The 25,966-nt window shown below is 53.9% G+C and carries 21 protein-coding genes; 2 read left to right on the forward strand and 19 right to left on the reverse strand.

Going from position 1 to position 25,966, the window contains the following annotated elements; genetic code table 11:
- Nucleotides 1-8: 8 nt before the first annotated feature.
- From cydB to sdhC, 10 genes are all read right to left on the reverse strand, one after another.
- On the reverse strand, nt 9-1,148 hold the full coding sequence (cydB, locus tag ACO0U8_RS04845) for a cytochrome d ubiquinol oxidase subunit II (protein ID WP_056771659.1): 1,140 nt from the start codon (nt 1,146-1,148) through the stop codon (nt 9-11).
- 14 nt (nt 1,149-1,162) lie between these two features.
- Complete coding sequence (cydA, locus tag ACO0U8_RS04850; RefSeq protein WP_122095862.1) at nt 1,163-2,731, reverse strand: cytochrome ubiquinol oxidase subunit I; 1,569 nt, start codon at nt 2,729-2,731, stop codon at nt 1,163-1,165.
- A gap of 717 nt (nt 2,732-3,448) precedes the next feature.
- Nucleotides 3,449-4,321, reverse strand: coding sequence for a succinate--CoA ligase subunit alpha (gene sucD, locus ACO0U8_RS04855; RefSeq protein WP_056771654.1), 873 nt, complete (start codon nt 4,319-4,321; stop codon nt 3,449-3,451).
- Complete coding sequence (sucC, locus tag ACO0U8_RS04860; RefSeq protein ID WP_056771651.1) at nt 4,321-5,487, reverse strand: ADP-forming succinate--CoA ligase subunit beta; 1,167 nt, start codon at nt 5,485-5,487, stop codon at nt 4,321-4,323. Before sucC ends, sucD begins: the two co-directional genes overlap by 1 nt.
- A gap of 100 nt (nt 5,488-5,587) precedes the next feature.
- Complete coding sequence (gene odhB, locus ACO0U8_RS04865; protein WP_056771647.1) at nt 5,588-6,823, reverse strand: 2-oxoglutarate dehydrogenase complex dihydrolipoyllysine-residue succinyltransferase; 1,236 nt, start codon at nt 6,821-6,823, stop codon at nt 5,588-5,590.
- Between the two features lie 46 nt (nt 6,824-6,869).
- Complete coding sequence (sucA, locus tag ACO0U8_RS04870; RefSeq protein WP_056771644.1) at nt 6,870-9,677, reverse strand: 2-oxoglutarate dehydrogenase E1 component; 2,808 nt, start codon at nt 9,675-9,677, stop codon at nt 6,870-6,872.
- A 384-nt stretch (nt 9,678-10,061) separates the two neighbouring features.
- Nucleotides 10,062-10,778: a succinate dehydrogenase iron-sulfur subunit gene (locus ACO0U8_RS04875; RefSeq protein ID WP_056771642.1), complete on the reverse strand. Its 717-nt coding sequence runs from the start codon at nt 10,776-10,778 to the stop codon at nt 10,062-10,064.
- Between the two features lie 20 nt (nt 10,779-10,798).
- Entirely contained in the window at nt 10,799-12,565 is a 1,767-nt protein-coding gene (gene sdhA / locus ACO0U8_RS04880; protein ID WP_056771638.1) for a succinate dehydrogenase flavoprotein subunit, read from the reverse strand.
- Nucleotides 12,566-12,568: 3 nt separating this feature from the next.
- Complete coding sequence (gene sdhD, locus ACO0U8_RS04885; RefSeq protein WP_095921202.1) at nt 12,569-12,916, reverse strand: succinate dehydrogenase membrane anchor subunit; 348 nt, start codon at nt 12,914-12,916, stop codon at nt 12,569-12,571.
- Entirely contained in the window at nt 12,910-13,299 is a 390-nt protein-coding gene (sdhC, locus tag ACO0U8_RS04890) for a succinate dehydrogenase cytochrome b556 subunit (protein WP_056771631.1), read from the reverse strand. Before sdhC ends, sdhD begins: the two co-directional genes overlap by 7 nt.
- Nucleotides 13,300-14,056: 757 nt before the next feature.
- On the opposite strand from sdhC, the gene ACO0U8_RS04895 reads away from it, so the two are divergent.
- Nucleotides 14,057-15,340, forward strand: coding sequence for a citrate synthase (locus ACO0U8_RS04895; protein WP_056771627.1), 1,284 nt, complete (start codon nt 14,057-14,059; stop codon nt 15,338-15,340).
- A 76-nt stretch (nt 15,341-15,416) separates the two neighbouring features.
- Here the strand turns inward: ACO0U8_RS04895 and ACO0U8_RS04900 are convergent, their stop codons facing one another.
- From ACO0U8_RS04900 to pxpB, 6 genes are all read right to left on the reverse strand, one after another.
- Nucleotides 15,417-16,850, reverse strand: a complete 1,434-nt coding sequence (locus tag ACO0U8_RS04900; RefSeq protein ID WP_421670397.1) for a DUF7594 domain-containing protein — start codon at nt 16,848-16,850, stop codon at nt 15,417-15,419.
- 142 nt (nt 16,851-16,992) lie between these two features.
- Nucleotides 16,993-17,787, reverse strand: a complete 795-nt coding sequence (gene nei, locus ACO0U8_RS04905) for an endonuclease VIII (protein WP_217204921.1) — start codon at nt 17,785-17,787, stop codon at nt 16,993-16,995.
- Nucleotides 17,787-18,437 carry a pyroglutamyl-peptidase I gene (pcp, locus tag ACO0U8_RS04910; RefSeq protein WP_056771620.1) on the reverse strand — a complete coding sequence of 217 codons (651 nt, stop codon included), beginning with the start codon at nt 18,435-18,437 and terminating at the stop codon, nt 17,787-17,789. The genes nei and pcp overlap by 1 nt, the downstream gene beginning before the upstream one ends.
- Before the next feature lie 53 nt (nt 18,438-18,490).
- Nucleotides 18,491-19,225, reverse strand: a complete 735-nt coding sequence (gene pxpA / locus ACO0U8_RS04915; RefSeq protein WP_421670398.1) for a 5-oxoprolinase subunit PxpA — start codon at nt 19,223-19,225, stop codon at nt 18,491-18,493.
- Nucleotides 19,215-20,144 (reverse strand): 5-oxoprolinase subunit PxpC, encoded by a 930-nt coding sequence (gene pxpC / locus ACO0U8_RS04920; RefSeq protein ID WP_421670399.1) that lies wholly within the window; start codon nt 20,142-20,144, stop codon nt 19,215-19,217. The genes pxpA and pxpC overlap by 11 nt, the downstream gene beginning before the upstream one ends.
- Nucleotides 20,138-20,803 (reverse strand): 5-oxoprolinase subunit PxpB, encoded by a 666-nt coding sequence (gene pxpB / locus ACO0U8_RS04925; RefSeq protein WP_421670400.1) that lies wholly within the window; start codon nt 20,801-20,803, stop codon nt 20,138-20,140. The genes pxpC and pxpB overlap by 7 nt, the downstream gene beginning before the upstream one ends.
- Before the next feature lie 303 nt (nt 20,804-21,106).
- Here pxpB and ACO0U8_RS04930 point away from each other — a divergent pair, with 303 nt between their 5' ends.
- Nucleotides 21,107-22,507 carry an MFS transporter gene (locus ACO0U8_RS04930; RefSeq protein WP_221298088.1) on the forward strand — a complete coding sequence of 467 codons (1,401 nt, stop codon included), beginning with the start codon at nt 21,107-21,109 and terminating at the stop codon, nt 22,505-22,507.
- A 108-nt stretch (nt 22,508-22,615) separates the two neighbouring features.
- On the opposite strand, the gene ACO0U8_RS04935 is transcribed toward ACO0U8_RS04930, so the two are convergent.
- The 3 genes from ACO0U8_RS04935 to phrB all read right to left on the reverse strand — a co-directional run bounded on the left by ACO0U8_RS04935 (nt 22,616) and on the right by phrB (nt 25,964).
- A complete protein-coding gene (locus ACO0U8_RS04935; protein WP_056771606.1) occupies nt 22,616-23,359 on the reverse strand; it encodes a type 2 GTP cyclohydrolase I in 744 nt (247 codons plus the stop codon).
- Between the two features lie 159 nt (nt 23,360-23,518).
- On the reverse strand, nt 23,519-24,499 hold the full coding sequence (locus ACO0U8_RS04940) for an MBL fold metallo-hydrolase (RefSeq protein ID WP_421670401.1): 981 nt from the start codon (nt 24,497-24,499) through the stop codon (nt 23,519-23,521).
- Between the two features lie 34 nt (nt 24,500-24,533).
- Entirely contained in the window at nt 24,534-25,964 is a 1,431-nt protein-coding gene (gene phrB / locus ACO0U8_RS04945; protein WP_421670402.1) for a deoxyribodipyrimidine photo-lyase, read from the reverse strand.
- Nucleotides 25,965-25,966: the final 2 nt, after the last annotated feature.

A 25,966-nucleotide genomic window follows, 5' to 3' on the forward strand; every position in this document is an offset into this window, starting at 1 on the left:
TGTTCTCCTTAATACAACGAATGCTTGTTGTTCTCGATGTAGTGTTTATCGAGGCGACCGAACATCTTGTAATACGCCCATGAGGTGTAAATCAGGATGAGAGGCACAAAGATACAGGCTACAACGGTCATCACTCTCAGCGTCAGCAGTGTGGATGTCGCATCCCACATGGTCAGACTGGCATTTGGCTCAGTGATGGATGGCATCACGAACGGGAACATCGTGATACCCGCCGTCAGGATCACACAGGCGATGGTCAGTGAGTTACTGATAAACGCCAGTGCACCTTTATTGATGCGTGAGAACAGGATAGTCAGCAGTGGCAGAATCACGCCAAGAGCCGGAATAGCCCACAGGCCTGGCATCTTATTGTAGTTAGCCAGCCATGCGCCTGCTTCATGAGAAACCGTTTTGCGCAGCGGGTTAGACGGGCCCGCGTGATCCATTACGGATGTCACGGTGAAACCATCAATACCTTTTACTAACCAGATCCCTGCCAGCAGGAAGCACACCATCATCACCAGCGCAGAAATCTGCGAGGCAGTGCGGGTACGCAGGTGCAGCTCGCCCACGGTACGCATTTGCAGATAGGTTGCGCCCTGGGTGATCAGCATGGTCAGGCTGACCAGACCGGCCAGAATACCGTACGGGTTCAGCAGGCCAAACAGATTGCCGGTATAGAACAGACGCAGATCGTTGTCGATATGGAACGGCACACCCAACAGCAGGTTACCGAATGCCACACCGAACACTAATGCAGGCACGAAGCTACCGATGAAGATGCCCCAGTCCCACATGCCACGCCAGCGCGCGCTGTCCAGTTTTGAACGATAGTCAAAGCCCAGCGGACGGAAGAACAAAGCACACAGCACCAGCACCATCGCGGCATAGAAGCCGGAGAATGCAGCAGCGTAGACCATCGGCCAGGCGGCAAACAACGCGCCGCCTGCGGTGATCAACCAAACCTGGTTGCCGTCCCAGTGCGGGGCGATGGCGTTAATCATGACCCGGCGGTCAGTATCGGTTTTACCGATAATCCGCACCAGGATGCCCACGCCCATATCAAACCCATCGGTGACTGCGAAGCCGATAAACAGCACGCCAATCAGCACCCACCAGATGAACCTTAGCGATTCATAATCAAACATAATTCGACTCCCTTTTACCGAGTTTGCTCAAGTGGCGCTGGAGTTTGTTCAAAATGATAGCGGCCCGTTTTCAGGCTGCTTGGGCCCAGGCGTGCATATTTGAACATCAGGAACATTTCAGCGATCAGGAACAGGGTGTACAGGCCACAAATCAGAATCATTGAGGTCAGCACATCACCTACCGTCAGCGAAGAGTGTGCAACCGCAGTCGGTAACACTTCACCAATCGCCCAAGGCTGACGACCGTATTCCGCCACAAACCAACCCGCTTCCACTGCAATCCACGGTAATGGCAGGCCGAGGAACACCGCGCGGTGCAACCAACGTTTCTGACCAATCTTGCCGCGAACAACGGCCAGGAAGGACAGACCAATCAGCACCAGCATCAGGATGCCGCAGGCAACCATGATACGGAAGGCGAAGTACAACGGCAGGACGCGTGGGATAGAATCTTTGGTCGCTTTCTGAATCTGGACGTCGGTCGCATCAGCCACATTGTCGGTATAGCGTTTAAGCAACATACCGTAGCCCAGATCCTGCTTAGCGTTTTCGAAGTCGCTGCGCACTTTCGGGTCGGTGTTACCTGAACGCAGTTCTTCCAGCAGGGTGTAGGCTTTCATCCCGTTACGGATGCGCACTTCGTGTTGCGCCATCAGGTCTTTCAGACCGGTGACCGGCGTGTCCACAGAACGCGTCGCGATAAGGCCAAGCAGGTAGGGGATCTGAATAGAATATTCATTTTCCATTTTATCCTGATTCGGCATACCGAACAGCGTGAAGCTGGCAGGTGCAGGCTGGGTATCCCACTCGGCTTCGATAGCGGCGAGTTTGGTTTTCTGCACGTCACCCATTTCATAACCGGATTCATCACCCAGCACGATAACGGAGAGCACGGCAGCCAGACCGAAACTGGCTGCGATGGCGAATGAACGCTTCGCAAAACCGATGTCACGGCCTTTTAACAGGTAGTAAGAGCTGATAGCCAGAATGAACATCGCACCCGTCACATAACCTGACGCTACGGTGTGAACGAATTTAACCTGCGCAACCGGGTTCAGCACCAGCTCGGAGAAGCTGACCATTTCCATACGCATGGTTTCGTAGTTGAAGGTCGATGCAATCGGGTTTTGCATCCAGCCGTTCGCCACCAGGATCCACAGAGCGGATAAGTTCGAACCGAGCGCGACAAACCAGGTCACGGTCATGTGCTGAACTTTTGAAAGTCGATCCCAACCGAAGAAGAACAGGCCAACTAATGTAGATTCAAGGAAGAACGCCATTAAACCTTCAATCGCCAGAGGCGCACCAAAGATATCACCGACGTAATGTGAGAAATATGACCAGTTAGTCCCGAACTGGAATTCCATGGTTAACCCGGTGGCAACGCCCAATGCAAAGTTAATTGCAAAGAGTTTGCCCCAGAATTTGGTCATATCTTTATAGATTTGTTTGCCCGAAAGCACATAAACCGTTTCCATAATTGCCAGTAAAAACGCCATACCCAGCGTTAATGGGACAAATAGGAAATGGTACATGGCTGTTAAAGCAAACTGTAAACGCGACAGTTCAACGATATCAAACATCTTGACCCCTTGCTCCTCGGAGGAAGACCCCAACTTGCGATCTCTGACGAAACGGTTGCCCGTTGCGCCTCATGACTACCAGAATTCAAATCAAATGTGTGCAGAACAGACATACCGAAAATCAGGCGGATACGCCCTCTCGCAGGCATTCTGAACCCCGGAAAAAAACTCGCCTTTAAGCCTCGAACCGGGCCTGGCGGACGGGAGAAATTTCGGGGAAAGTAAACATACAAAAAACTGATGTTACAGAGCCAATATGTTACGCCACTAATTCCACACAATAAATAGGTTTTTTAGTGACCCAAAGCGGATTTACGCGTACAGGTCAATTAGCGTGCAGATCTGCTTCATGCGCTGAAATTGATCTGACGCAATTTAAGCCTATCTCATTGTTTATTTCTATATTAGTGGCAGCAAATTTCGAAAAAATATTTCAGGATGTTACTTGTGAGTTTCAATAGTCTTTATTGATGACTTTATTGTTAATTAATTGTGTTTGTATGGTTGGCGATAATATCCAAATTGCTACTTTAGCAATCCTATTTATTAACCTTTTATTCTCAATGAACCTATCGTGCGTTGTTAATAAAAATGACTGAAATCAGTTATTGTTAAACATTATAGCAGCAATAAAAAAGGTCACCCGAAGGTGACCAACATGTCGAAACGTTGTTTTGCCTCATCCGCCAGGATTTTTACCCGCGGAGAGCATTTTTCCTACTGTGGCAGCAGTGATTTCACCGCTTCGCCGATATCAGCCAGGCTGCGAACGGTTTTCACGCCAGCGGCTTCAAGCGCGGCGAATTTATCGTCCGCAGTGCCTTTACCACCGGCAATGATGGCGCCAGCGTGGCCCATACGTTTGCCTTTTGGCGCAGTCACACCCGCGATATAACCCACAACCGGTTTAGTCACGTGTGCCTTGATGTATGCAGCCGCTTCTTCTTCCGCATTACCACCAATTTCACCGATCATCACGATCACTTCAGTCTGTGGATCTTCCTGGAACAATTTCAGGATATCGATGAAGTTAGAACCAGGGATCGGGTCACCGCCGATACCGACACACGTTGACTGGCCGTAGCCGTAGTCCGTGGTCTGCTTAACCGCTTCATAGGTCAACGTACCAGAGCGGGAAACGATGCCCACTTTGCCCGGCAGATGAATGTGTCCCGGCATGATGCCGATTTTGCATTCGCCAGGAGTGATAACGCCCGGACAGTTTGGCCCGATCATCACCGCGTCGCTTTGATCCAGCTTCATCTTCACGACCAGCATATCCAGCGTCGGGATGCCTTCAGTGATACAGATGATCAGTTTGATACCTGCATCCAGCGCTTCCAGGATGGAGTCTTTGCAGAACGGAGCCGGAACATAAATCACAGACGCCGTCGCGCCGGTGGTTTCTACGGCTTCGCGCACGGTGTTGAACACCGGCAGACCCAGATGCTCAGTGCCGCCTTTGCCCGGCGTTACGCCGCCGACCATTTTTGTTCCGTAAGCGATGGCTTGTTCGGAGTGGAAAGTCCCCTGGCTACCGGTGAAACCCTGGCAGATAACTTTGGTGTTCTTGTTGATTAAAATGGACATTATTTCCCCTCCACTGCCGCGACTACTTGTTGAGCCGCATTTGTCAGGCTGGTCGCTGCAATGATGTTCAAACCGCTGTCTGCCAGTTTTTTGGCACCCAGCTCGGCATTGTTACCTTCAAGACGTACCACAACCGGCACGCTGACGCCCACTTCTTCCACCGCACCGATGATACCGTCGGCGATCAGGTCGCAACGAACGATACCGCCGAAGATGTTGACGAAGACAGCTTTCACTTTTTCATCTGACAAGATGATTTTGAAGGCTTCGGTCACGCGCTCTTTGGTCGCGCCGCCGCCAACATCCAGGAAGTTAGCCGGTTCGCCGCCGTGCAGTTTCACGATGTCCATGGTACCCATTGCCAGGCCGGCACCGTTGACCATGCAACCGATATTACCGTCGAGCGCAACGTAGTTCAGTTCCCACTGCGCAGCCTGCGCTTCGCGGGCATCTTCCTGACTGTGGTCGCGCATTTCGCGCAGTTCTGGCTGACGGAACAAGGCGTTGCCGTCTGCACCCAGTTTGCCGTCGAGGCAGATCAGGTCACCCGCGGTAGTGACCACCAGCGGGTTGATTTCGATCAGCGCCAGATCGCGCTCAAGGAAGATGTTCGCCAGACCCATGAAGATTTTGGTGAACTGCTGAACCTGCTTACCGGTCAGACCCAGTTTGAATGCCAGTTCGCGGCCCTGATACGGCTGCGGACCTGCCAGCGGATCCAGTGCCACTTTGTGGATCAGGTGTGGGGTTTCTTCCGCCACCTTCTCAATTTCCACGCCGCCTTCAGTAGACGCCATGAACACCACGCGACGGGAGCTGCGATCGACTACCGCACCGAGGTACAGTTCTTTATCGATGTCAGTGGCTGCTTCAACCAGGATCTGGTTAACCGGCTGGCCCTGTGCGTCTGTCTGGTAAGTGACCAGGCGTTTGCCCAGCCAGTGTTCTGCGAAAGCACGAATTTCTTCTTTGCTTTTCACGACTTTCACGCCGCCCGCTTTACCGCGACCACCGGCATGAACCTGACATTTTACCACCCACGGACCGGCACCGATTTTCGATGCAGCCTCTTCCGCTTCACGCGGGGTGGAACAGGCGAAGCCTGATGGTGCTGGCAGGCCGTAGCGCAGGAAAAGCTGTTTCGCCTGATACTCATGTAAATTCATGATGTTCTATCCATTCTTATTCAGTAGGAGGGCTTTATCAGTGACACGGCGAACCGCGCCACTGAGGGTCGAGATCTCTTTTACTTACCGCAACCGGGGACTAAACGTCCAGCAGCAGACGAGCCGGATCTTCCAGCATCTCTTTAATGGTCACCAGGAAGCCGACGGATTCGCGGCCATCCACCAGACGGTGATCGTAGGACAGTGCCAGATACATCATTGGCAAAATCACCACCTGACCATTGACTGCCATCGGACGATCTTTAATGGCGTGCATACCCAGGATCGCGCTCTGCGGTGGGTTGATGATCGGGGTAGACATCAGGGAGCCGAAGACGCCGCCGTTAGTCACGGTAAAGTTACCGCCGGTCAGCTCTTCCACTTTCAATTTGCCGTCACGACCTTTGATCGCCAGCTCTTTGATTTTCTTCTCGATGTCAGCCATGCCCAGCGTATCCACATCACGCAGAACCGGCGTAACCAGACCACGCGGCGTCGATACCGCAATGCTCACGTCGAAGTAGTTGTGGTAAACCACGTCTTCGCCATCAATAGAAGCATTCACTTCCGGATAGCGTTTCAGTGCTTCAACCACGGCTTTCAGATAGAAGGACATGAAGCCCAGACGCACGCCGTGACGTTTTTCGAAACCATCACCGTACTGCTTACGCAGATCCATGATGGGTTTCATGTTGATTTCGTTGAAGGTTGTCAGCATCGCAGTGCTGTTTTTCGCTTCAAGCAGACGCTCGGCCACGCGTTTACGCAGGCGGGTCATCGGTACGCGTTTTTCGCTGCGTGAACCCAAAGCCGGTGCCGGAGCATCGTTGCCAGCAGCAGGCGCGGAGGCCGGTGCGGCGGCAGGTTTTGCCTCTTTAGCTTTTGCCAGATGTTGCTCAACGTCTTCACGGGTCAGACGTCCGCCCACACCGCTGCCTTTGATGGCATTGGCATCAAGAGAATGTTCGGCAATCAGGCGGCGGATAGCCGGGCTGAGGGCGTCGTTGCTCTCTTCTTCCAGCGCAGCTGTGTGGCGTGCAGCAGGAGTCGCTTCTTTATCGGAGCTTTTCTCGGTGCTTGGTTTGCCAGAGCTGTTACCCGGACGAATGCGCGCCAGAATCTGACGGGAAATGACCGTTGCGCCTTCGTCTTCGATGATGCTGTCCAGAATACCCGCTTCGCTCGCCGGGACTTCCAGAACCACTTTATCGGTTTCGATTTCTACCAGTACATCGTCACGCTCAACACTGTCGCCCGGTTTTTTGTGCCAGGTGGCAACCGTCGCATCCGCAACGGATTCAGGAAGGTCAGGGACCAGAATATCTACGCTACTCATTATCAATCCTTCTTATGTTCCATTTAGTTAACTGACGCCAACGCGGTTATTTAACGTTCAGCGCATCGTTAACCAGATCTTGCTGCTGCTTCTGGTGAACGGACATGTAGCCGACTGCCGGAGAGGCAGAGGCCGGGCGTCCTGCGTAACGTAAAGAAGCCCCGAAAGGAATCACTTCACGGAAATTGTGCTGGCTGCAATACCACGCGCCCTGGTTCAGCGGCTCTTCCTGACACCAGACGAAATCATGAACGTGTGAGAATTTCTCAAGCACTTCCTGAATTGCCTTGTGCGGGAACGGATACAGCTGCTCGATACGGACGATCGCGACGTCGGTTTTTTCGTTCTTACGACGTTGTTCCAGCAGGTCATAGTAGACCTTACCTGAACACATCACGACGCGCTTAACCTCTTTCGGATCCAGTTCGTCCACTTCACCAATCGCCGGCAGGAAGCTGCCGTTAGCCAGTTCGTCCAGCGTGGAAACCGCCAGCGGATGACGTAACAGAGACTTCGGTGACATCACGATCAGCGGACGGCGCATACCGCGCAGAGCCTGACGGCGGATCATGTGGTAAACCTGTGCCGGGGTCGACGGGATACACACCTGCATGTTTTGCTCAGCGCAAAGTTGCAGATAACGTTCCAGACGCGCGGAGGAGTGCTCCGGGCCCTGCCCTTCGTAGCCGTGCGGCAGCAGCATCACCAGGCCACACATACGGCCCCATTTCTGTTCGCCGGAGCTGATGAACTGGTCGATCACTACCTGCGCACCGTTGGCGAAGTCACCGAACTGCGCTTCCCAGATGGTCAGGGTGCGCGGTTCAGCCGTGGCATAACCGTATTCAAATGCCAGCACCGCTTCTTCGGAAAGCACGGAGTCCCAGACGTTGAATTCGCCCTGGCTGTTATGAATGTTCGACAACGGCACATACACCGAACCGTTTTTCTGGTTATGGATCACCGCATGGCGGTGGAAGAAGGTGCCGCGGCCGGTGTCTTCACCGGACAGACGGATAGGAATGCCTTCGTCAACCAGTGTGGCGTACGCCAGGTTCTCGGCACCGCCCCAGTCAAACTTCTTATTCCCTTCGGCCATCTCGTTACGGTCGCCGTAAATCTTGGCAACGCGTGACTGCATTTCGATCGCATCCGGCACATGGCTGACGCGACGCGCCAGTTCCTGCAGACGTTTAAACTCAACCTTGTTCGGATAAGCTTCGTCCCACTCATGGTTCAGATACGGCGACCAGGTGAAAGTGTGCATATCGTTCTGACGCCACTCTTCCACCACACACTCACCGGCATCCAGCGCATCACGGTACAGATTGACCATTTCCGTGGCGTCTTCGAGGCTCGCAACATTCTGCTCAGTCAGGATATCGGCATAGATTTTGCGCGGGGTCGGGTGCTTCTTGATCTTGTTGTACATCAGCGGCTGGGTTGCGCTTGGTTCGTCGGCCTCGTTATGGCCGTGGCGACGGTAGCAAACCAGATCGATCATGACGTCACGTTTAAAGGTGTTGCGGAAATCCAGCGCCAGACGGGTGACGAAAGCCACGGCTTCCGGATCATCCGCATTGACGTGGAAAATCGGCGCCTGCACCATTTTCGCGATATCAGTACAGTAATCAGTAGAACGCGCATCTTTTGGATTCGAGGTGGTAAAGCCCACCTGGTTATTAATGACGATACGCACGGTACCGCCCACTTCATAACCACGAGCCAGTGACATGTTCAGCGTTTCCTGAACCACACCCTGGCCGGTAATTGCCGCGTCACCGTGAATGGTGATAGGCAGAACCATGTTACTGCGCGCTTCGTCCAGACGGTCACGTCGTGCACGAACGGAACCGATAACCACCGGGCTGACGATTTCCAGGTGCGACGGGTTAAACGCCAGCGCCAGGTGAACCATTCCGCCTTCGGTTTCCACATCAGACGAATAGCCCATGTGGTATTTCACGTCACCGGTACCCAGGTGTTCTTTATGTTTGCCCGAGAACTCGTCAAACAGGTCCTGAGGTTTTTTCCCCAGCACGTTAATCAGCACGTTCAGACGACCACGGTGCGCCATACCCAGCACCACTTCACGCGTCCCATTTTTGCCCGCGTGACGGATCATGTCTTTCAGCATCGGCACCAGAGCATCGCCGCCTTCCAGCGAGAAGCGTTTGGCACCGGGGAATTTCGCGCCCAGATAACGTTCCAGACCTTCTGCTGCGGTCAGCTCTTTCAGGAACGTTTTCTTCTCTTCATCAGTGAAATTCGCACGACCGGCCACGGATTCGACACGCTGTTGGATCCAGCGTTTCTCTTCGGTGTTGGTGATGTGCATATATTCCACACCGATGGAGCCACAATAGGTTTGCTTCAGGGCTTTATACAGCTCGCCGAGCTGCATGGTTTCCTTGCCAATGGCAAAAGAACCGACGTTGAAGGTTTCCTGGAAATCAGCTTCAGTCAGATGGTGGAACGCAGGGTCCAGATCAGGCACATCGTCCAGTTTCCACAGGCCGAGCGGATCAAGGTTTGCGTTCTGATGGCCACGGAAGCGGAAGGCATTGATTAACTGCAACACCTTAACTTGCTTGGCATCCGTTTCAGGATCGCTGATGGAGGAGTTATAACGTGACGCGTCTTTCGCCAGACGGCGGAAGTAGTCCCGTGTTTGAGAATGGAGTTGCTCTGGTTTCACACCCACTGTTGGTAGCTGTTTAAAAATTGAACGCCAGCTATCGTCAACGGAACCAGGATCGGTTAAGTAGTCTTCATAGAGTTGTTCTATGTAAGACTGGTTTGCACCCGCCAGATAGGAGGAATCCAGCCAGGCCTTCATTGCGCCGTTCTGCATCGTGATCCCTTAAGCTTTGAAGCTTTAGTTTTCGCCGTGGTTAATAATAATGACCGTGATACACCGCGGTAAAACGGTTTTCCTTACTAAAACAGTTCGTTGGTTGAGCGTTTGGCTCTTCAAGGAACCTTCAAAAATCCGCCATGCGCGTGACTGACTTGTGAAGTTGCCCTGCTGTCTTTCCTCCTTCTTAGTGCAAATACGCCTGAGATTGATGCCCCTGATTTTTACCCGACTATCTTACTCCAGTCAGGCGCAACTTTGTTGCACTTGTTGCTACTTTGTTATTAAAAATTTACTTATTTGCTATCAGCGCCTCAGTTACTGCATTTGTAACTAAAGAAAGCGGGAACCTGAGTTCCCGCTGTCGCGTGGCTTATCTCATCAGGCACCGCGTTGTAGCAGCATCGACTTGATATGACCGATGGCTTTGGTCGGATTCAGCCCCTTCGGACACACACTCACACAGTTCATGATGCTGTGGCAGCGGAATACGCTGAAAGCATCGTTCAGATCGTCAAGACGCGGTTGTGTTTCAGTGTCGCGGCTGTCGATGAGGAAACGGTAAGCGGCCAGAAGACCTGCCGGACCGACAAACTTGTCCGGGTTCCACCAGAAGGAAGGGCATGACGTCGAGCAGCAGGCGCAGAGAATACATTCGTACAATCCGTCCAGCTTTTCGCGCTCTTCCGGCATCTGCAAATGTTCACGCGCCGGAGGATTTTTCCCATCATTCAACAAGTAAGGCTTAATCTTCTCATACTGCTTATAGAATTGCCCCATGTCCACCACCAGGTCACGGACAACCGGTAAGCCGGGCAACGGACGGATAACAATTTTCTTGCTGCCATGACGCAAGGTCGATATAGGCGTGATACAGGCCAGACCGTTTTTCCCGTTCATGTTCAGACCGTCAGATCCGCACACGCCTTCACGGCACGAACGGCGGAAGGCCAGCGTCGGATCCTGCTCTTTCAGCAAAATCAGCGCGTCCAGCAACATCATGTCGCGCCCTTCCTGAGCTTCCAGCACATAGTCTTTCATGTACGGCACGTCATCGACGTCCGGGTTATAGCGATAAATCGAAAATTCGAGTTTCATATAATGTCCCAGCTCACGCCCTAGTAAGTACGCGCTTTCGGCGGGAACGCCGCGCGAAGCTTAGGCTGCATGTTCACCTCACGGCGTGTCATGCTCTCGGTTTCCGGCTGATACAGCGTATGACACAACCAGTTCGCATCATCACGATCCGGGAAGTCAAAGCGGCTGTGTGCGCCACGGCTTTCGGTGCGGTAGTTGGCGGAGACAGCCGTTGAAAACGCGGTTTCCATCAGGTTATCCAGCTCCAGACATTCCACGCGCTGCGTGTTGAATTCTGTTGAAGTATCGTCCAGACGGGCCGTTTTCAGGCGCTCACGGATCACTTTCAGCTGTTCCAGCCCTTCTGCCATCGCATCGCCTTCGCGGAAGACCGAGAAGTTATTCTGCATACAGGCTTGCAGATCTTTGCGGATCGCCACCGGATCTTCACCTGAACGGGTGTTGTTCCAGCGGTTCAGGCGTTCCAGAGAGACATCGATATCGTCCTGAGACGCATCGCGGCTGTCGCCCTGTTCGGCAATCGATTCCTGCAAGTGCATGCCAGCGGCGCGACCAAACACCACCAGATCCAGCAGTGAGTTGCCACCCAGACGGTTTGCGCCGTGTACGGAAACACAGGCAATTTCGCCGACCGCAAACAAACCTGGGATCACCACGTCTTCGCCCTTCTCGTTCACACGCAGCGCCTGACCGGTCACTTTGGTCGGAATACCGCCCATCATGTAATGGCAGGTTGGCAGAACAGGAATCGGCTCTTTGATTGGATCAACGTGAGCAAAGGTGCGGGACAGTTCCAGAATACCCGGCAGGCGGGATTCCAGCACTTCACGACCCAGATGATCGAGTTTCAGTTTGACATGCGGGCCCCACGGACCTTCGCAGCCACGACCTTCGCGGATTTCGATCATGATGGAACGCGCCACCACGTCACGACCGGCCAGGTCTTTCGCATTCGGCGCATAACGTTCCATGAAACGTTCGCCGTCTTTATTGAGCAGATAACCGCCTTCACCACGGCAGCCTTCTGTGACCAGAACGCCCGCGCCGGCGATGCCGGTCGGGTGGAACTGCCACATTTCCATATCCTGCACCGGCACGCCTGCGCGCAGCGCCATACCCACACCGTCACCGGTATTGATATGGGCGTTCGTGGTGGACTGGTAAATACGGCCCGCGCCGCCGGTCGCCAGCACGGTCGCTTTGGCTTTGAAATACACCACTTCACCGGTTTCGATGCAGATGGCGGTACAGCCGACGATCGCGCCGTCCTGATTTTTCACCAGATCCAGTGAATACCATTCGGAGAAAATCGTGGTGCCGTTTTTCAGGTTTTGCTGATACAGCGTGTGCAGCAATGCGTGACCGGTACGGTCGGCCGCTGCCGCAGTACGTGCCGCTTGTTCGCCGCCGAAGTTTTTCGACTGGCCGCCAAACGGACGCTGATAAATACGACCGTCTTCAAGACGGGAGAAAGGCAGCCCCATGTGCTCAAGTTCCAGAATCGCTTCTGGCCCGGTTTTACACATATATTCAATGGCGTCCTGATCACCGATGTAGTCGGAACCTTTTACGGTGTCGTACATATGCCATTCCCAGTCGTCCTCATGGGTGTTACCCAGCGCAACGGTAATACCGCCCTGCGCTGACACCGTATGCGAGCGGGTCGGGAAGACTTTGGAAATCAGGGCACAGGACTGGCCCGTTTGTGAAATCTGTAATGCTGCACGCATACCGGCGCCACCTGCACCGATCACCACAGCATCAAACTCTCTGACTGGCAGATTCATTTACTACGCTCCCCAAACAACAATTGTTCCGTAAAGTAGGTAAACCACTAACGTCACGACAATGGCCAGTTGCAGCACAAGCCGAACAGCTACCGGTTTGACATAGTCCGTTAACACCTGCCACATGCCGATCCACGCGTGAATCAAAATCGACAACAGCGCCAGCAGTGTGAATACTTTGGTGATGGAGGAAGAGAAGAAGCCATGCCAGACATCAAAAGTCAGTTCCTGAGCCAGAACCACGAAGCCCAGAATATAAAGGATGTAAAGGGTGAGGATGATCGCGGAAGCACGCAGCAACAACCAGTCGTGCACACCATTGCGTCCTAATGCAGAAACGTTGCTTACCATACGAGGACTCCAGCCAGAATTGACAGCACGACGGTCAGACCGATTGCCACCTGGGCAGAACGGGTACCGGCAGCCAAACTCTCTTCGATATAGCCAAAATCCATCAGCAAGTGGCGGATGCCACCGCAGACGTGATAGGCCAGCGCAGTAAGTATTCCCCAAAAGATGAATTTGACGACGTAGCTATTCATGATGGCAGCCGCTTGCGCAAACCCTTCAGGAGAAGAGAGAGACAGGCCTAACAGCCAGAGGAGGATACCGACGGCGACGAAGGTTATTACGCCAGAGACTCGGTGTAAGATGGACGCTATCGCAGTAACGGGAAACCGGATCGTTTGCAGATCCAGATTGACAGGTCTTTGTTTTTTCACGGTTTTGCCCACACAGCTCTTATTATTTTACTTCCTCCGGTCTGGAGCAGTGTCAGACAGCATTAAGACTGTTTAGCCTTCATCCCTCGCGCTCAAACAACGACATCCAATGTGCTTAAACGGCGCGTGATGCATTTTCAAAGTTTTGCGTTTGGGAAACGTAAAATGCTCAGAAAACAACGCTGGGTGCTCCTACTTCAGGGTTTGCCCGGAGACCTCGTTGAAGTATAGGTTGATCACATTCCCATTACAATTGCCCTACAAATGCTTTATTCACATTTCTGCGAAACAGTGAGTTAGCTCCCAAATTCAACAAATCGCACAAAATAAATTATCGAGTTTGACATTTGATCAACATTTCCATTACATATGTCCCATCCCTGAAGGACTGTGATACTGAGCACATACCGGCGTTACCCTGACGCACCAAAAAGGGGAAAGTATTAAGAGAATCAGTGGATCACACAATCGTAAGACGGGGTCTTCCCTGTCGGGCCAAGTTATGCAAAAGTGGTGATTGTGTAAATCCTCATACTCTTCACAGGTACTGAGCGACAGAACAGTAATGATTTACCGAATCTTTAACAACGATGAAACGCCGCTTGTTTGTCACAGAGCAGTCTGAGACTGCGATTCGACTCAGCTCTACGTTCCCTTCCCATACGATCGCAGAGTTAAGGCTGATAATAATAATGACCTTACAAGGCGTCGCTTCCAGGCATTTCTGTTGTTATCGATTTTTAAAAATAAGGCGCTAAGGAGACTGTAAATGGCTGATAAGAAAGCGACACTTACCCTACAAGGTCACGACCCGATTGAACTGGATGTGCTGTCCGGCACGCTGGGCCAGGATGAAATTGATATCCGCACCCTCGGTTCAAAAGGCCTTTTTACCTATGATCCCGGTTTTACGTCTACCGCATCCTGCGAATCCAAAATCACCTACATTGATGGTGACGAAGGGATTTTGCTGCACCGTGGCTTCCCGATTGATCAGTTGGCAAAAGAGTCCAACTTCCTCGAAGTCAGCTACCTGCTGCTAAACGGTGAAACCCCAACGCCGAAGCAATTCGAAGAATTCAAAACCAATGTGACCCGTCACACTATGGTGCACGAGCAGATCACCCGTCTGTTCCACGGTTTCCGTCGTGATTCTCACCCGATGGCCGTCCTGTGCGGTGTGACCGGCGCGCTGGCAGCGTTCTATCACGATTCCATTGACGTCGAAAACGAACGTCACCGCGAAATCGCCGCCTACCGTCTGCTGTCCAAAATGCCGACCGTGGCCGCAATGTGCTACAAATATTCCATCGGCCAGCCTTTCGTCTACCCGCGCAACGACCTCTCTTACGCCGGGAATTTCCTGCACATGATGTTCTCTACGCCATGTGAAGAATACAAAGTGAACCCGATTCTGGAACGTGCCATGGACCGCATTCTGATCCTGCACGCTGACCACGAACAGAACGCCTCAACCTCGACCGTGCGTACCGCCGGTTCTTCTGGCGCTAACCCGTTTGCCTGTATCGCCGCCGGTATCGCGTCGCTGTGGGGGCCTGCTCACGGCGGTGCCAACGAAGCCGCACTGAAAATGCTGGAAGAAATCAGCAGCGTTGATCACATTCCAGAATTTGTGAAACGTGCAAAAGACAAAAATGATTCATTCCGCCTGATGGGCTTCGGTCACCGTGTTTACAAAAACTACGACCCGCGCGCCACCGTGATGCGTGAAACCTGTCATGAAGTGCTGAAAGAGCTGGATCTGAAAGACAACCTGCTGGAAGTGGCGATGGAGCTGGAACACATCGCGCTGAATGACCCGTATTTCATCGAGAAAAAACTCTACCCGAACGTCGATTTCTATTCAGGCATTATCCTGAAAGCGATGGGTATCCCGTCTTCCATGTTCACCGTCATTTTCGCCATGGCGCGTACGGTCGGCTGGATTGCACACTGGAGCGAAATGCACCAGGACGGCATCAAAATTGCCCGTCCACGCCAGCTGTATACCGGCTACGACAAACGTGATTTCCACTCCCAGCTGAAAAAATAAGCTCGTCTCTTTTCAGCAGTATAAAAAACGCCAACTTTTACGTTGGCGTTTTTTATGGCTGAAAAACATTATTTCTTTATTCGTTCTGCACGCCGACCAGCATCAGTTGTGGTGGATACGTTGTTTCCTTGGTGTTAAAGGTGAAAATATTGGTATTGTTGTTCCCGCCTGTGCTGATACAAAAAGCGATCTGCTGTTGTCCCTTTTGCTGGGCCTGTTTAACCAATGTCGTGACATCAAAATCGCGGTATTGATTTTTCTCATCCAGATACAAGGTAGAGGCCGTCTGGTAATCACAAACAGGATGATTATTCCAGGTGACGGTATTTTCATCCCAGTCCGTGGTGGTCGGGTACATATAAATTGTCATACCGCCGGTTGACGTAGTTCTTCCGCCATAAATATGGAGTTTATATTTAAACAGCGCTGTCAGCTCATCTGAATACGTCGTTGGCATTGGCGGTATCTGATATTTAAGCAATGTCATTTTTTGCGGATTATTTGTTTCTGACGTATTTTTCGTATTACCATGTACTAATAACTGTGTGGCTGAACCAAAGTTTTTATCACTCTCTTCCTGATTACTTACATAAGTATCAGCAATAGGATCGTTATAGGCATAAGGCATATAACTTGTGCAATCATAATTATTATTCATGCAGCGTTCCGTCATAAATTTCGCCGCATCTTCTGTCCAGCCGTTGACAAAATCTCCATGCGCGGTATAAACACTGCCCCATTGCTCAAGACGCTGATCGCCGTTCATGATCGGATCCAGTGACAGCTGAACCGTTCTCAGGTCAAGAGATGTCAGCCCGGGGAACAGATAGGCGACATTCATATTTACCGTAGGAATATGCTTCGGATAATCAGCCGGGCAGGCGCCATTATTGTCAGCGTATACCGCGTTAGGCTTATGTGCCGTACCGGAAGGTTTTGCGGCGATGGTTTTACCATCCCAGCAGTTAGGGAACTGAATCCCGATATTAAACTGCAAGGTGTCTCCGTTCGCAGGCTTGGTACAGGTGCGTTCAGCGCTGCTGGAATAACCCGTGCCATCATTACATAAAAAACTAATACGCGGGTTTGGTGACGTGCCCTGGTGATTACCGGCTAAAAGCTGTAAACCGTCCGGAAATGAGGTCAGCGGGTTTTGCGGGCTGTTAACGGTCTGATAATAGGTTTTCTGATACTGAGGCCGGACTTCTGTACCATCCGGCAATTTCAGGGAAGGTGCCCAGTAGGCAGATGAGTCGGCCAGATCTGTACAGGTTGTGGTGGCTTTTTGTCGTAAGGTTGTATATGTCGATGAGGCATCTGTACTTGTATTACCGAAAAAGTCATGCCACATCGCATGCCCCGGCATATTAAACATCATAATAGCGTCATCCCCTAATGTGTGAGAATAAGCACATTGCACACTGGTTTGATAATAATCAGCATGGCTGACAAAGGGAATAACGCTCAGACTACAAATGGAAATAAATAACGCACTGGTACGTTTACGCATAAAACACCCTCAGTTAATTAAACTGCAAAGAGGCAATAAGAGAAAGATATTGCGTTCTTCACTGTATAATTCCCCTGAGGGCATTAAAAATCATACCCGCTCATTCATGAACAGCACAAATCTCATCGCGGTAAATAACATTTTATATCTGGCACACAGGGCACCAGAAAAATGGACGGGATGACACACTGCCCTTTTCAATCGGATCGCCACACCGCTCGCACGGTTTCCCGGTCCGGCCAAAAACTTTAAATCTGAACAGTGCGCCGTGATGCACATTTTCATCCATCGTCCCGCGCGTGGCATAGGACAACCGCGCTACCGACAGGCAGGCATCCGCCAGCGCATCCAGCTCAGCCTCTTTCAGGTCTTTGGGTTTATGCCCCGGCAACAGTTTTGCCAGCCATAAAATTTCCGCCCTCAGGTAGTTTCCCAATCCGGCGAGAAAGGCCTGATCGAGCAACATGCCGCCTAACTGACGGTTGCGAAATTTAGGGGAGAGTAAACGCTCACGAACCTGTGCGACTGTCAGAGACGCATCGAGTACGTCAGGGCCGATACGCCGCAGGAAGGGATGATTCTCTATCTCTGCCGTATCATAAATCCCAATTTCGGACGCGCTGTATAACAGGATCGCCGCATCGGTGGTTTGCAGCTGTACGCGTAACGACCGCTGGGTTTCTTTCGGTGTTTCACCGGCATTCACCACCCGCCACACGCCATAAAGCTGATTGTGGCTGTACAGGGTAAGACCGTTGGAAAAGTGCGTCAGCAGCGCTTTCCCGCGTGTTTCAATGGCCGTGATTTTCGTGCCACGCAGCGCAGACTGATAAGGTTTCAACGAAGGAAAGGCAAACCAGACATCCGTAAGGGGTTTGTTCACGACCGCGCGCACCAGCAGATCGGCCGCGCGGCGAATTTCAGGACCTTCAGGCATCAGTGAGTCGCACCCTCAGCAATTCGCAAATCCTGCTCGGTATGCAGCGCGATGGCGATAGTGAGTTCAAGGGCGTTCATGACAGTGTGTACTGACATACTTGGCTCGCCCGGATGCTTCGCTGCCTGCTCCGGCAAATAAGGAATATGGATAAAACCGCCCTTCACCACGTTGCAGGACGGCTGCGCCAGACGGTGCATCAGCCCGTACATCACGTGATTGCAGACATAGGTTCCCGCCGTCTGAGATACCGACGCCGGAATGCCCGATTCCCGCAGGCCGTTCACAATCGTCTTAATCGGCAGAGAAGAAAAATAGGCGGCAGGACCGTCAGCGACAATCGCTGCGTCCACCGGCTCATTCCCTTCGTTATCAGGAATACGCGCATCGTCGATGTTAATCGCCACACGCTCAACGCTAAAATCACTGCGTCCGCCCGCCTGCCCCACGCACAACACCATTTCCGGATGCACGTCATCAATCGCGGCATTCAGCGCTTCAATGGCTTTACCAAACACACAAGGTAGCTGGCGCACCACAATCTGCGCGCCCGACAACTCCAGGTCACCCAGTTGTTTCACCACTTCCCACGACGGATTGACGCGCTCGCCGCCAAAGGGTTCGAAACCGGTCACTAAGACTTTACGCATGATAGATCCTTGTTGTAGGGCAAAACGGAACCTCGTCTGGGGTCATGAGATCATTATGAATGAATTTCTATCCCTTGTTCATCAAACGCCTCACGCAACCGCATCGCAAAAGTCAGTGCGTGCTCACCATCACCATGCAGGCAAACCGTGTCGGCTTTCACCGGCACCCAGACGCCTTCGCGGCTGAGCACTTTCTGCTGCTGAACCATCGTCAGCGTCTGCTCCAGCGCCTGTTGGTCACTGTCGATCATCGCATCGGGCTGACTGCGGGGGACCAGCGCACCGTTGCTCTGGTAGCGGCGGTCGGCGAACACTTCCTGACGCGTTTGCAGGCCCGCGCGCTCACCGGCGCGGATCAGTTCGCTGCCCGCAAGCCCGACCAGCCGCAGCGTCGGGTCGACGTCAAAGACCGCGCGGGCGATGGCATCAGCGAGCACGGCGTCGGTCGCCGCCTGGTTGTAGAGCATCCCGTGCGGTTTGACATGTATCATTTTCCCGCCTTCGGCACGGGTAATGGCCGCCAGCGCGCCGAGCTGATACACCATCTGCGCATACACCGTTTCCGGCGGCAGTTGCATGGCGCTGCGGCCAAAGTTTTCGCGATCGGGAAAACTCGGGTGCGCGCCAATTGCCACGCCGTATTTCATCGCCAGGCGCACCGACTGTTGCATGGTCAGGGCGTCTCCGGCGTGAAAACCGCAGGCGATATTGGCGGAACTGACCCGCTGCAACAGCGCCTCATCATTGGCACAGCCTTCACCCAGATCGGCATTAAGATCAACGATCATACAATCCCCGCTTAATCTGTCCGATAAACAGCGACTGTTCGCGTAACGCTTTTTGCGCCTCTTCCGGCGTGCATTTCACAAAATGAATGGGCTCGCCGAGGCGGATCTGGGCCAGATTATAGAGATCAGCTTCGATCACACAGGCGATACGGGGATAACCGCCGGTGGTCTGCGCATCGGCCATCAGTACAATTGGCTGACCGCCGTGCGGCACCTGCACCACGCCCGGTAACAGGCCGTGAGACAGCATTTCGCGATCCGTTTCCCGTTTCAGCGCGCGGCCATGCAGGCGATATCCCATGCGGTTACTTTGTGGGCTCAGCTGCCATGAGGCGCGCCAGAAAGCATCGCGTGATTCGGCGCTGAACTCCTGATATTCCGGCCCGGCTAATGCGCGGATACGATTGCCGAACAGCAACTGTTTGATGCCGCCGATGCTTTTCGGTGTATGGAAAGTATCCCCGGTTGGCAGCAGATCGCCGTCCTGCAGCGCACGCCCGTTAAAGCCGCCGAACTGAGCTTTCAGATCGGTGCTGCGCGAGCCCATCACTTGCGGCACATCAATGCCCCCGGAAATCGCCAGATAACTGCGCATTCCGCGCGTCGGCATTTTCATCGTCAGAACCTGGCCCGGCTTCACCGCGTAACGCCAGCCGGTCCAGACGTCTTTCCCGTCGAGCTGGGCGTGGCAGCCGGCACCGGTCAGCGCTATCCAGCCTTCGCGATGAAACTCCGCGCTGAACTGCCCGAGGGTGATCTCAAGCCCTGCGGCATCCTCATCATTCCCGGCCAGCAGATTGGCGATGCGCAGTGCGGGGCCGTCAAGCGCACCGGACTGACTCACACCCTGCTGGCGATAGCCGTTGCGGCCCAAATCCTGCACGGTCGTAAACATCCCGGCGCGTAAAATTTTCAGCATACGCCCTCCTTTTGTGGCACAAAGCGCACGGTGTCACCGGGTAATAATAAGGTCGGCGAGGCGCGCGTGGGGTCAAACATCGCCAGCGAGGTCAGCCCGATCAACTGCCAGCCGCCGGGCGTGGCCAGCGGGTAAATGCCGGTCTGACTGCCGCCGATGCCCACAGAACCTGCGGGCACGGAAAGACGGGGTTCGCCGTGACGCGGTGTCGCCAGTTGTTCCGGCATCCCACCGAGGTAAGGAAAACCCGGCTGGAACCCCAGAAAATAGACGGTGTAATCAATGCCCGAATGGCATTCCACCACCTGACGCGGCGTCATACCGGTATGGCTGGCAACATTCTCCAGATCCGGGCCCTGCTTCCCGCCGTAAATCACCGGGATCTCAATCAGCCGTGATTCCGGTTCAATGGCTTCACTCTCTTCCCACCAGTTTTGCAGACGTTCAATCGCGTCGAGCGCAGAGCTCTGCGCATCAGTGAGCAGAACCGTCAAATTATTCATGCCGGGAATGACTTCGCGAACGCCAGGATAGGCCGTGCGATCCTGTAAACGTTGGGTCAGTCCCCAGATCCGCTGCTGGCTGGCCAGGGTCACTGGCGGTTCCAGCTCCAGCACTACCGCGCGTTCACCCAGCAGGTAACATCGTGCTCGTTGCACTCAGACACTCCTCAAAGAAGGGTTGTGGATCATCAAGTTATTCAGCAACTCAATATATCGGAATTTGTTTTTAGATTAAGGGTAGTTATGCGGGAAAGCGACTGATGATGTCAACTTGTCCACGGCATGTTCAGGCCGGTGAAGGTTTCCCCTGCCGCCCGCACCTGCTACTCTCGGGGGTGTTGAAGTTTTTTAGCGTTTGGATAACGCATTCTTTACATCAAGAACGTCACAACAAGAAAGGGACGACCCGTGAGAAAACCTTTAGCACTCTTTTTTCCGCTTTATACCACCACATTACTGATGCTGCTCGGTTCCGGCCTGCTCACCACTTACATCTCCCTGCGACTGTCAGCGATACACGTCAGCGGTGCCATGATTGGTGCGATCATCGCGGCTAACTACATCGGGCTGGTGATCGGCGGCAAAGTCGGCCATATCCTGATCGCCCGCGTCGGCCACATTCGTGCGTATGTCTCCTGCTCCGGCATCATCACCGCCGCCGTCCTCGGCCACGGTCTGACCGACATTATTCCGGTCTGGGTGGTACTGCGTCTGATCATCGGCCTGTGCATGATGGTGCAATATATGGTGCTGGAAAGCTGGCTGAACGATCAGGCAGAAGCGAATCAGCGCGGCGTGGTGTTCGGTTTTTACATGGTGGCGTCGTATCTCGGGATGTCGCTGGGCCAGGTGGTGCTGATGCTCGACAGCGGCCTGGGCGTCAGCACGCTTATCATGATTGCGCTGTGTTTTGCACTCTGTCTGGTGCCTATCGCCCTGACCACGCGCACCAACGTCGGCCATATGTCGCCCGCCCCCATGGAGCTGAAATTCTTTATCGGCGCGATCCCTAAAGTGCTGGCGATCACCCTGGTCATCGGCATGGTTGTCGGGTCGTTTTACGGCATGGCGCCGATCTATACCAGCCAGCAATCGCTCACCACGCAGCAAACCGGTCTGTTTATGGCGCTGGCGATTTTCGCCGGTCTGCTGGCGCAGTTCCCGCTGAGCTGGCTGTCGGACCGTTATAACCGCAACATGCTGATGCGCATAAACGCGATCCTGCTGGCGGTCGCCGCCCTGCCGCTGGCGCTGCTGACCCACATCTCGTTCCCGCTGCTGCTGGGCATCGGTTTTGTGGTCAGCCTGATGCAGTTCACGCTGTACCCGCTGGTGGTCGCACTCGCCAATGACATGATCGAACCGGAGCGGCGCGTCTCACTTTCTGCCTGTCTGCTGATGGCATTCGGCGTCGGTGCCTGTATCGGGCCGCTGGCCGTCGGCGCGCTGATGGAGCCGCTGGGCGGCAATATTCTGTACGCCTTTTTCGCGCTGTGCGGTGCCGCCATTGTGGCGCTGAGCCGGACATCGGCCAAAGAAGAAGAGACGGTGATGGCGGTGGATGCGCCGCTGCCGCATATTGCGATGCCGGACAGTCTGAGCAGTTCGCCTCTTTCTCCGGCGCTGAATCCGGCCTTTGACGAGCAGATGATTCAGGAAACCATGCCCGCGCCGGAAAACGTCACCGAACCGGTGGTGGAAGAAAGTGAAGTGGCAGCCGATGAGGAGGAAGAGAGCCCGTATCCGCCGCAGGGCGCAGACCCCGACGTGGATACCGGCTTACAGCGGGCATTTACCTTGCTTGAAGACAGCGTGCCTGATGAAACGACAGAGAAAGCGTCAGCCAAGTCAGAAACCTAATGCTTGACGTCCGTGGGGATCCGGCCAGCGCACAGGAACCGACGCGTACCAAGCGTACGTGATGGTCACCTGTTCTGCCCGGATCCCCCATGGCAAATACGTCAGCCCTTAAGCCGGATTGTCGATGTCGATAAACATGACATCTAATCCGTGATAATCCTGAAGCCATTCGCCCAGCGCTTTCACGCCATAACGTTCCGTGGCGTGATGGCCGGCGGCGTAAAAATGCAGCCCCATTTCGCGGGCAATATGAATGGTTTGTTCGGAAACTTCACCGCTGATGAAAGCATCTACACCAAAGTCTGCCGCCTGCTGAATGAACCCCTGACCACCGCCGGAACACCAGGCGATGCGACGGATCTCATCCGGCCCGCCCTGCGCGCTGTGCAGCACTTTGCGATCCAAAATCACTTCCATGCGCTGACGTAATGCTTCACCGGACAGCGGCTTTTTCAGTTCGCCATAAGGCACCAGCGGCATCACTTCTCCCTGCACATCAATGCCGAACAACTCCGCCAACTGCGCGTTGTTGCCCAGTTCGGGGTGCGCATCGAGCGGTAAATGATAACCGTATAAATTGATGTCATTGACCAGCAGGGCTTTCAGCCGGTTGCGCTTCATTCCGCGCACCACCGCCGGTTCATTTTTCCAGAAATAACCGTGGTGCACCAAAATCGCATCTGCTTCCACCGCAATCGCCGCATCCAGCAGATCCTGAGAGGCCGTCACGCCGGTGACCACGCGCTGCACGTTACGACGCCCTTCGACCTGCAGGCCATTCGGCGCGTAATCATGGAAATTACTGACATCCAGTTTCTGGTTAATCAGGGCTTCGAGCTGGAGATTGTTCATGGTGTTCGGCTTCTCACATAGGGACGATTCTCACGATGATAACCGACATTTCCCCAATGCCCCAAATGCCCGCTGTCTGCCTGTGGGTCTTCTGAGATTAACTGACATTCACGGATTGAAATAAAAAAGGGAAACGTGGCCGTTTCCCCTTCCCTGCGTTTACAGCTCGAGCCTGTCGCCCTGCTGCATCCGCACAAACTTCACGCCCAGATTGTTACCTTTTTCCAGCTGCGCCATGATCTCTTTTTCAGGATCCACGCCCGCTTTCAGGCTCGGTTTAACATGGCTGATAATCACCGTCAGGTCTTTCAGCGAACCGTCGCCGCCCGCATGTTGTTGCAGGCTCGCCAGCTCTTTCAGCAGCCAGTGCGGTGTGAGATGACCATACAGTTTGCTGTCAGGAACATCGTCAGGATAGGAGGTTTCGATGATCAGCCCTTTCAGGCGTTTGGCTTTGATTTCGCTGCCCAGCACGCGCCAGACAGTGTCCAGATTCTTCGATTTTTCCACTTCGTCCGGGCCGGTATCCCCGAAGAAGGCAAACGACTGATTGTTGCGGCTCACCAGGATCATGCTCGAAGACGTACCGCCGTGGCTGAGCGGATAAATATTGCCGTCAAGCCCGGTCAGGCCGAGGGAAAAACGTTGTTCAGGGCGCTGTAAGTTCAGGCGGTACGTGCCGATGCGCAGACCGCTGCCGGAGTCGGTGAAGTTCGGCCAGACACGGCCATTGAAGTAATGCTGACGCAGGGTGCCGATGGTGTCGGCGGTGCCATAAATGGGTTTTTTACTGTCTTCCGGCGAGCCGATGATCAGCCCCGCCAGATGGTCGAGATGTCCATGGCTGATAAAATATCCGCCGATCAGGTTGCGGAACACGGCACCCTGCGGGGTCAGCGGCGCGGCATTTTCAGCCGTCACCTGAGGGAAACTGCCCTTCTCCAGCGCCTTACGGATCCCCGGCATCACCGAACCGGCATCCAGCCCGAGGTACAGTTTTTGATCGTCACTGCGCACCAGATACGACGTCAGATTGCCCTCTTCGACCCCTCCATTGACGCCCAGCGCAACCACATCAAAGGCCGCCATGGCCTGGCTTGCCCAGCACGTCAGCATCAGCGCCAGCAGGTGTTTGTTCATCACATCGCTCCTTGTCGTGGTGATTAGCAAAAGGTCAGTCTGACCGGTTTTTTGCCGCCTCAAACGCCGCCAGCGTGTCTTTTCGCGCCCGTGCGTGATCAATAATCGGCAACGGGTAGTCTAGCACGCGATGGTGTTTTTCTGCCCAGCGATGGGGCTGATGAATGTCTTTTTCCGGCACGTCCGACAATTCTGGTACCCAGGCCTTGATAAATCGTCCGGCTTTGTCGAAGCGTTCGCCCTGCGTTGTCGGGTTAAAAATTCGGAAATAAGGTGCGGCATCGGTGCCGGTTGACGCGCCCCACTGCCAGCCGCCGTTGTTCGCCGCCAGATCCCCGTCGAGCAGTTGCGACATAAAATATCGCTCGCCTTCACGCCAGTTAATCAGCAAGTCCTTCACCAGAAAACTGGCGACAATCATACGCAGCCGGTTATGCATCCAGCCCGTGGCATTGAGCTGACGCATGGCGGCATCCACAATCGGGTAACCGGTTTTGCCGTCTTTCCACGCCTGTAATTCGTCCGGGGCATGACGCCAGCGCACGCCGTCTGTCCAGGCCACAAAGGGCTGATGCTTGCAAAGCTTCGGCCAGGCAACAATCAGGTGACGGTAAAACTCGCGCCACACCAGTTCGTTCAGCCAGCCAAACGCGCCGCCGTCGGTTCTCTCCAGCACCTGCGGGCACTCAGTGCGCAAACGGTTAAGGCACTGACGCGGAGAAAGCACGCCGATCGCCAGATACGGAGACAGAGAACTGGTGCCATCGACCGCTGGTAAATCGCGCTGTTCGAGATAATCCTGCACCCTTTCACGGCAGAAACTGCGCAGCTGATTGCGCGCCGCTTCCTCGCCAATGGGGAAAGCGTCGTCGATGTTTTCCAGCGGATAGTCAAAGGGCATCAGCTTATGCAGCACCGTTTTCTGCCCATGTTCACGCGCTTTCGGCGCAGGCAAAGAGCGGCTGTCGGACTCGGTCAGGCGGGATAAAAATGCCCGGCGAAACGGCGTGTAGACTTTGTACATTTCGTTATTGCCGGTAGTGACAGAACCCGGCGGCAACAGCAGGCTGTCGTCAAAAGCGCGGCATAACACCTCTGCGCTCAGGGTTTTCTCCAGCGCCTCATCACGCAGCCGTTCATTGATTTCATACTGTTTATTGTAAAACAGCGCATCCACCTGTTCGCTGGCACAAAAATCCTTCAGCCAGCTGACGCTCTGCGTAAAATCATCACACTGATGGTAATGCAGCAGGATCCCGCGCTCAGCCAGCGCATGTTGCAGCGCCTGAAGATGCTGATAAATAAACGCGGCCTGACGCGGCGCCATCTCATGCTGTTTCCACTGTTCAGGCGTTGCGACAAAAACGCCAATGACGCGCGCCTGCGGATCTTCACAGGCGGCGTGTAACGCGCGGTTATCGGTTATCCGTAAGTCATTTCGGAACCAGACTAAATGCGTGGTCATAC

The sequence above is a fragment of the Rahnella sp. EDr1-12 genome (assembly GCF_049206505.1).
In the GTDB taxonomy this organism is placed as follows: domain Bacteria; phylum Pseudomonadota; class Gammaproteobacteria; order Enterobacterales; family Enterobacteriaceae; genus Rahnella; species Rahnella rivi.

What these genes read in the sequence shown, in the direction of transcription:
- cydB (WP_056771659.1), bottom strand. Translation starts at nt 1,148, where the DNA reads ATGTTTGATTATGAATCGCTAAGGTTCATCTGGTGGGTGCTGATTGGC.
- cydA (WP_122095862.1), bottom strand. Translation starts at nt 2,731, where the DNA reads ATGTTTGATATCGTTGAACTGTCGCGTTTACAGTTTGCTTTAACAGCC.
- sucD (WP_056771654.1), bottom strand. Translation starts at nt 4,321, where the DNA reads ATGTCCATTTTAATCAACAAGAACACCAAAGTTATCTGCCAGGGTTTC.
- sucC (WP_056771651.1), bottom strand. Translation starts at nt 5,487, where the DNA reads ATGAATTTACATGAGTATCAGGCGAAACAGCTTTTCCTGCGCTACGGC.
- odhB (WP_056771647.1), bottom strand. Translation starts at nt 6,823, where the DNA reads ATGAGTAGCGTAGATATTCTGGTCCCTGACCTTCCTGAATCCGTTGCG.
- sucA (WP_056771644.1), bottom strand. Translation starts at nt 9,677, where the DNA reads ATGCAGAACGGCGCAATGAAGGCCTGGCTGGATTCCTCCTATCTGGCG.
- ACO0U8_RS04875 (WP_056771642.1), bottom strand. Translation starts at nt 10,778, where the DNA reads ATGAAACTCGAATTTTCGATTTATCGCTATAACCCGGACGTCGATGAC.
- sdhA (WP_056771638.1), bottom strand. Translation starts at nt 12,565, where the DNA reads ATGAATCTGCCAGTCAGAGAGTTTGATGCTGTGGTGATCGGTGCAGGT.
- sdhD (WP_095921202.1), bottom strand. Translation starts at nt 12,916, where the DNA reads ATGGTAAGCAACGTTTCTGCATTAGGACGCAATGGTGTGCACGACTGG.
- ACO0U8_RS04895 (WP_056771627.1), top strand. Translation starts at nt 14,057, where the DNA reads ATGGCTGATAAGAAAGCGACACTTACCCTACAAGGTCACGACCCGATT.
- ACO0U8_RS04900 (WP_421670397.1), bottom strand. Translation starts at nt 16,850, where the DNA reads ATGCGTAAACGTACCAGTGCGTTATTTATTTCCATTTGTAGTCTGAGC.
- nei (WP_217204921.1), bottom strand. Translation starts at nt 17,787, where the DNA reads ATGCCTGAAGGTCCTGAAATTCGCCGCGCGGCCGATCTGCTGGTGCGC.
- pcp (WP_056771620.1), bottom strand. Translation starts at nt 18,437, where the DNA reads ATGCGTAAAGTCTTAGTGACCGGTTTCGAACCCTTTGGCGGCGAGCGC.
- pxpA (WP_421670398.1), bottom strand. Translation starts at nt 19,225, where the DNA reads ATGATCGTTGATCTTAATGCCGATCTGGGTGAAGGCTGTGCCAATGAT.
- pxpC (WP_421670399.1), bottom strand. Translation starts at nt 20,144, where the DNA reads ATGCTGAAAATTTTACGCGCCGGGATGTTTACGACCGTGCAGGATTTG.
- ACO0U8_RS04930 (WP_221298088.1), top strand. Translation starts at nt 21,107, where the DNA reads ATGCTGCTCGGTTCCGGCCTGCTCACCACTTACATCTCCCTGCGACTG.
- ACO0U8_RS04935 (WP_056771606.1), bottom strand. Translation starts at nt 23,359, where the DNA reads ATGAACAATCTCCAGCTCGAAGCCCTGATTAACCAGAAACTGGATGTC.
- ACO0U8_RS04940 (WP_421670401.1), bottom strand. Translation starts at nt 24,499, where the DNA reads ATGAACAAACACCTGCTGGCGCTGATGCTGACGTGCTGGGCAAGCCAG.
- phrB (WP_421670402.1), bottom strand. Translation starts at nt 25,964, where the DNA reads ATGACCACGCATTTAGTCTGGTTCCGAAATGACTTACGGATAACCGAT.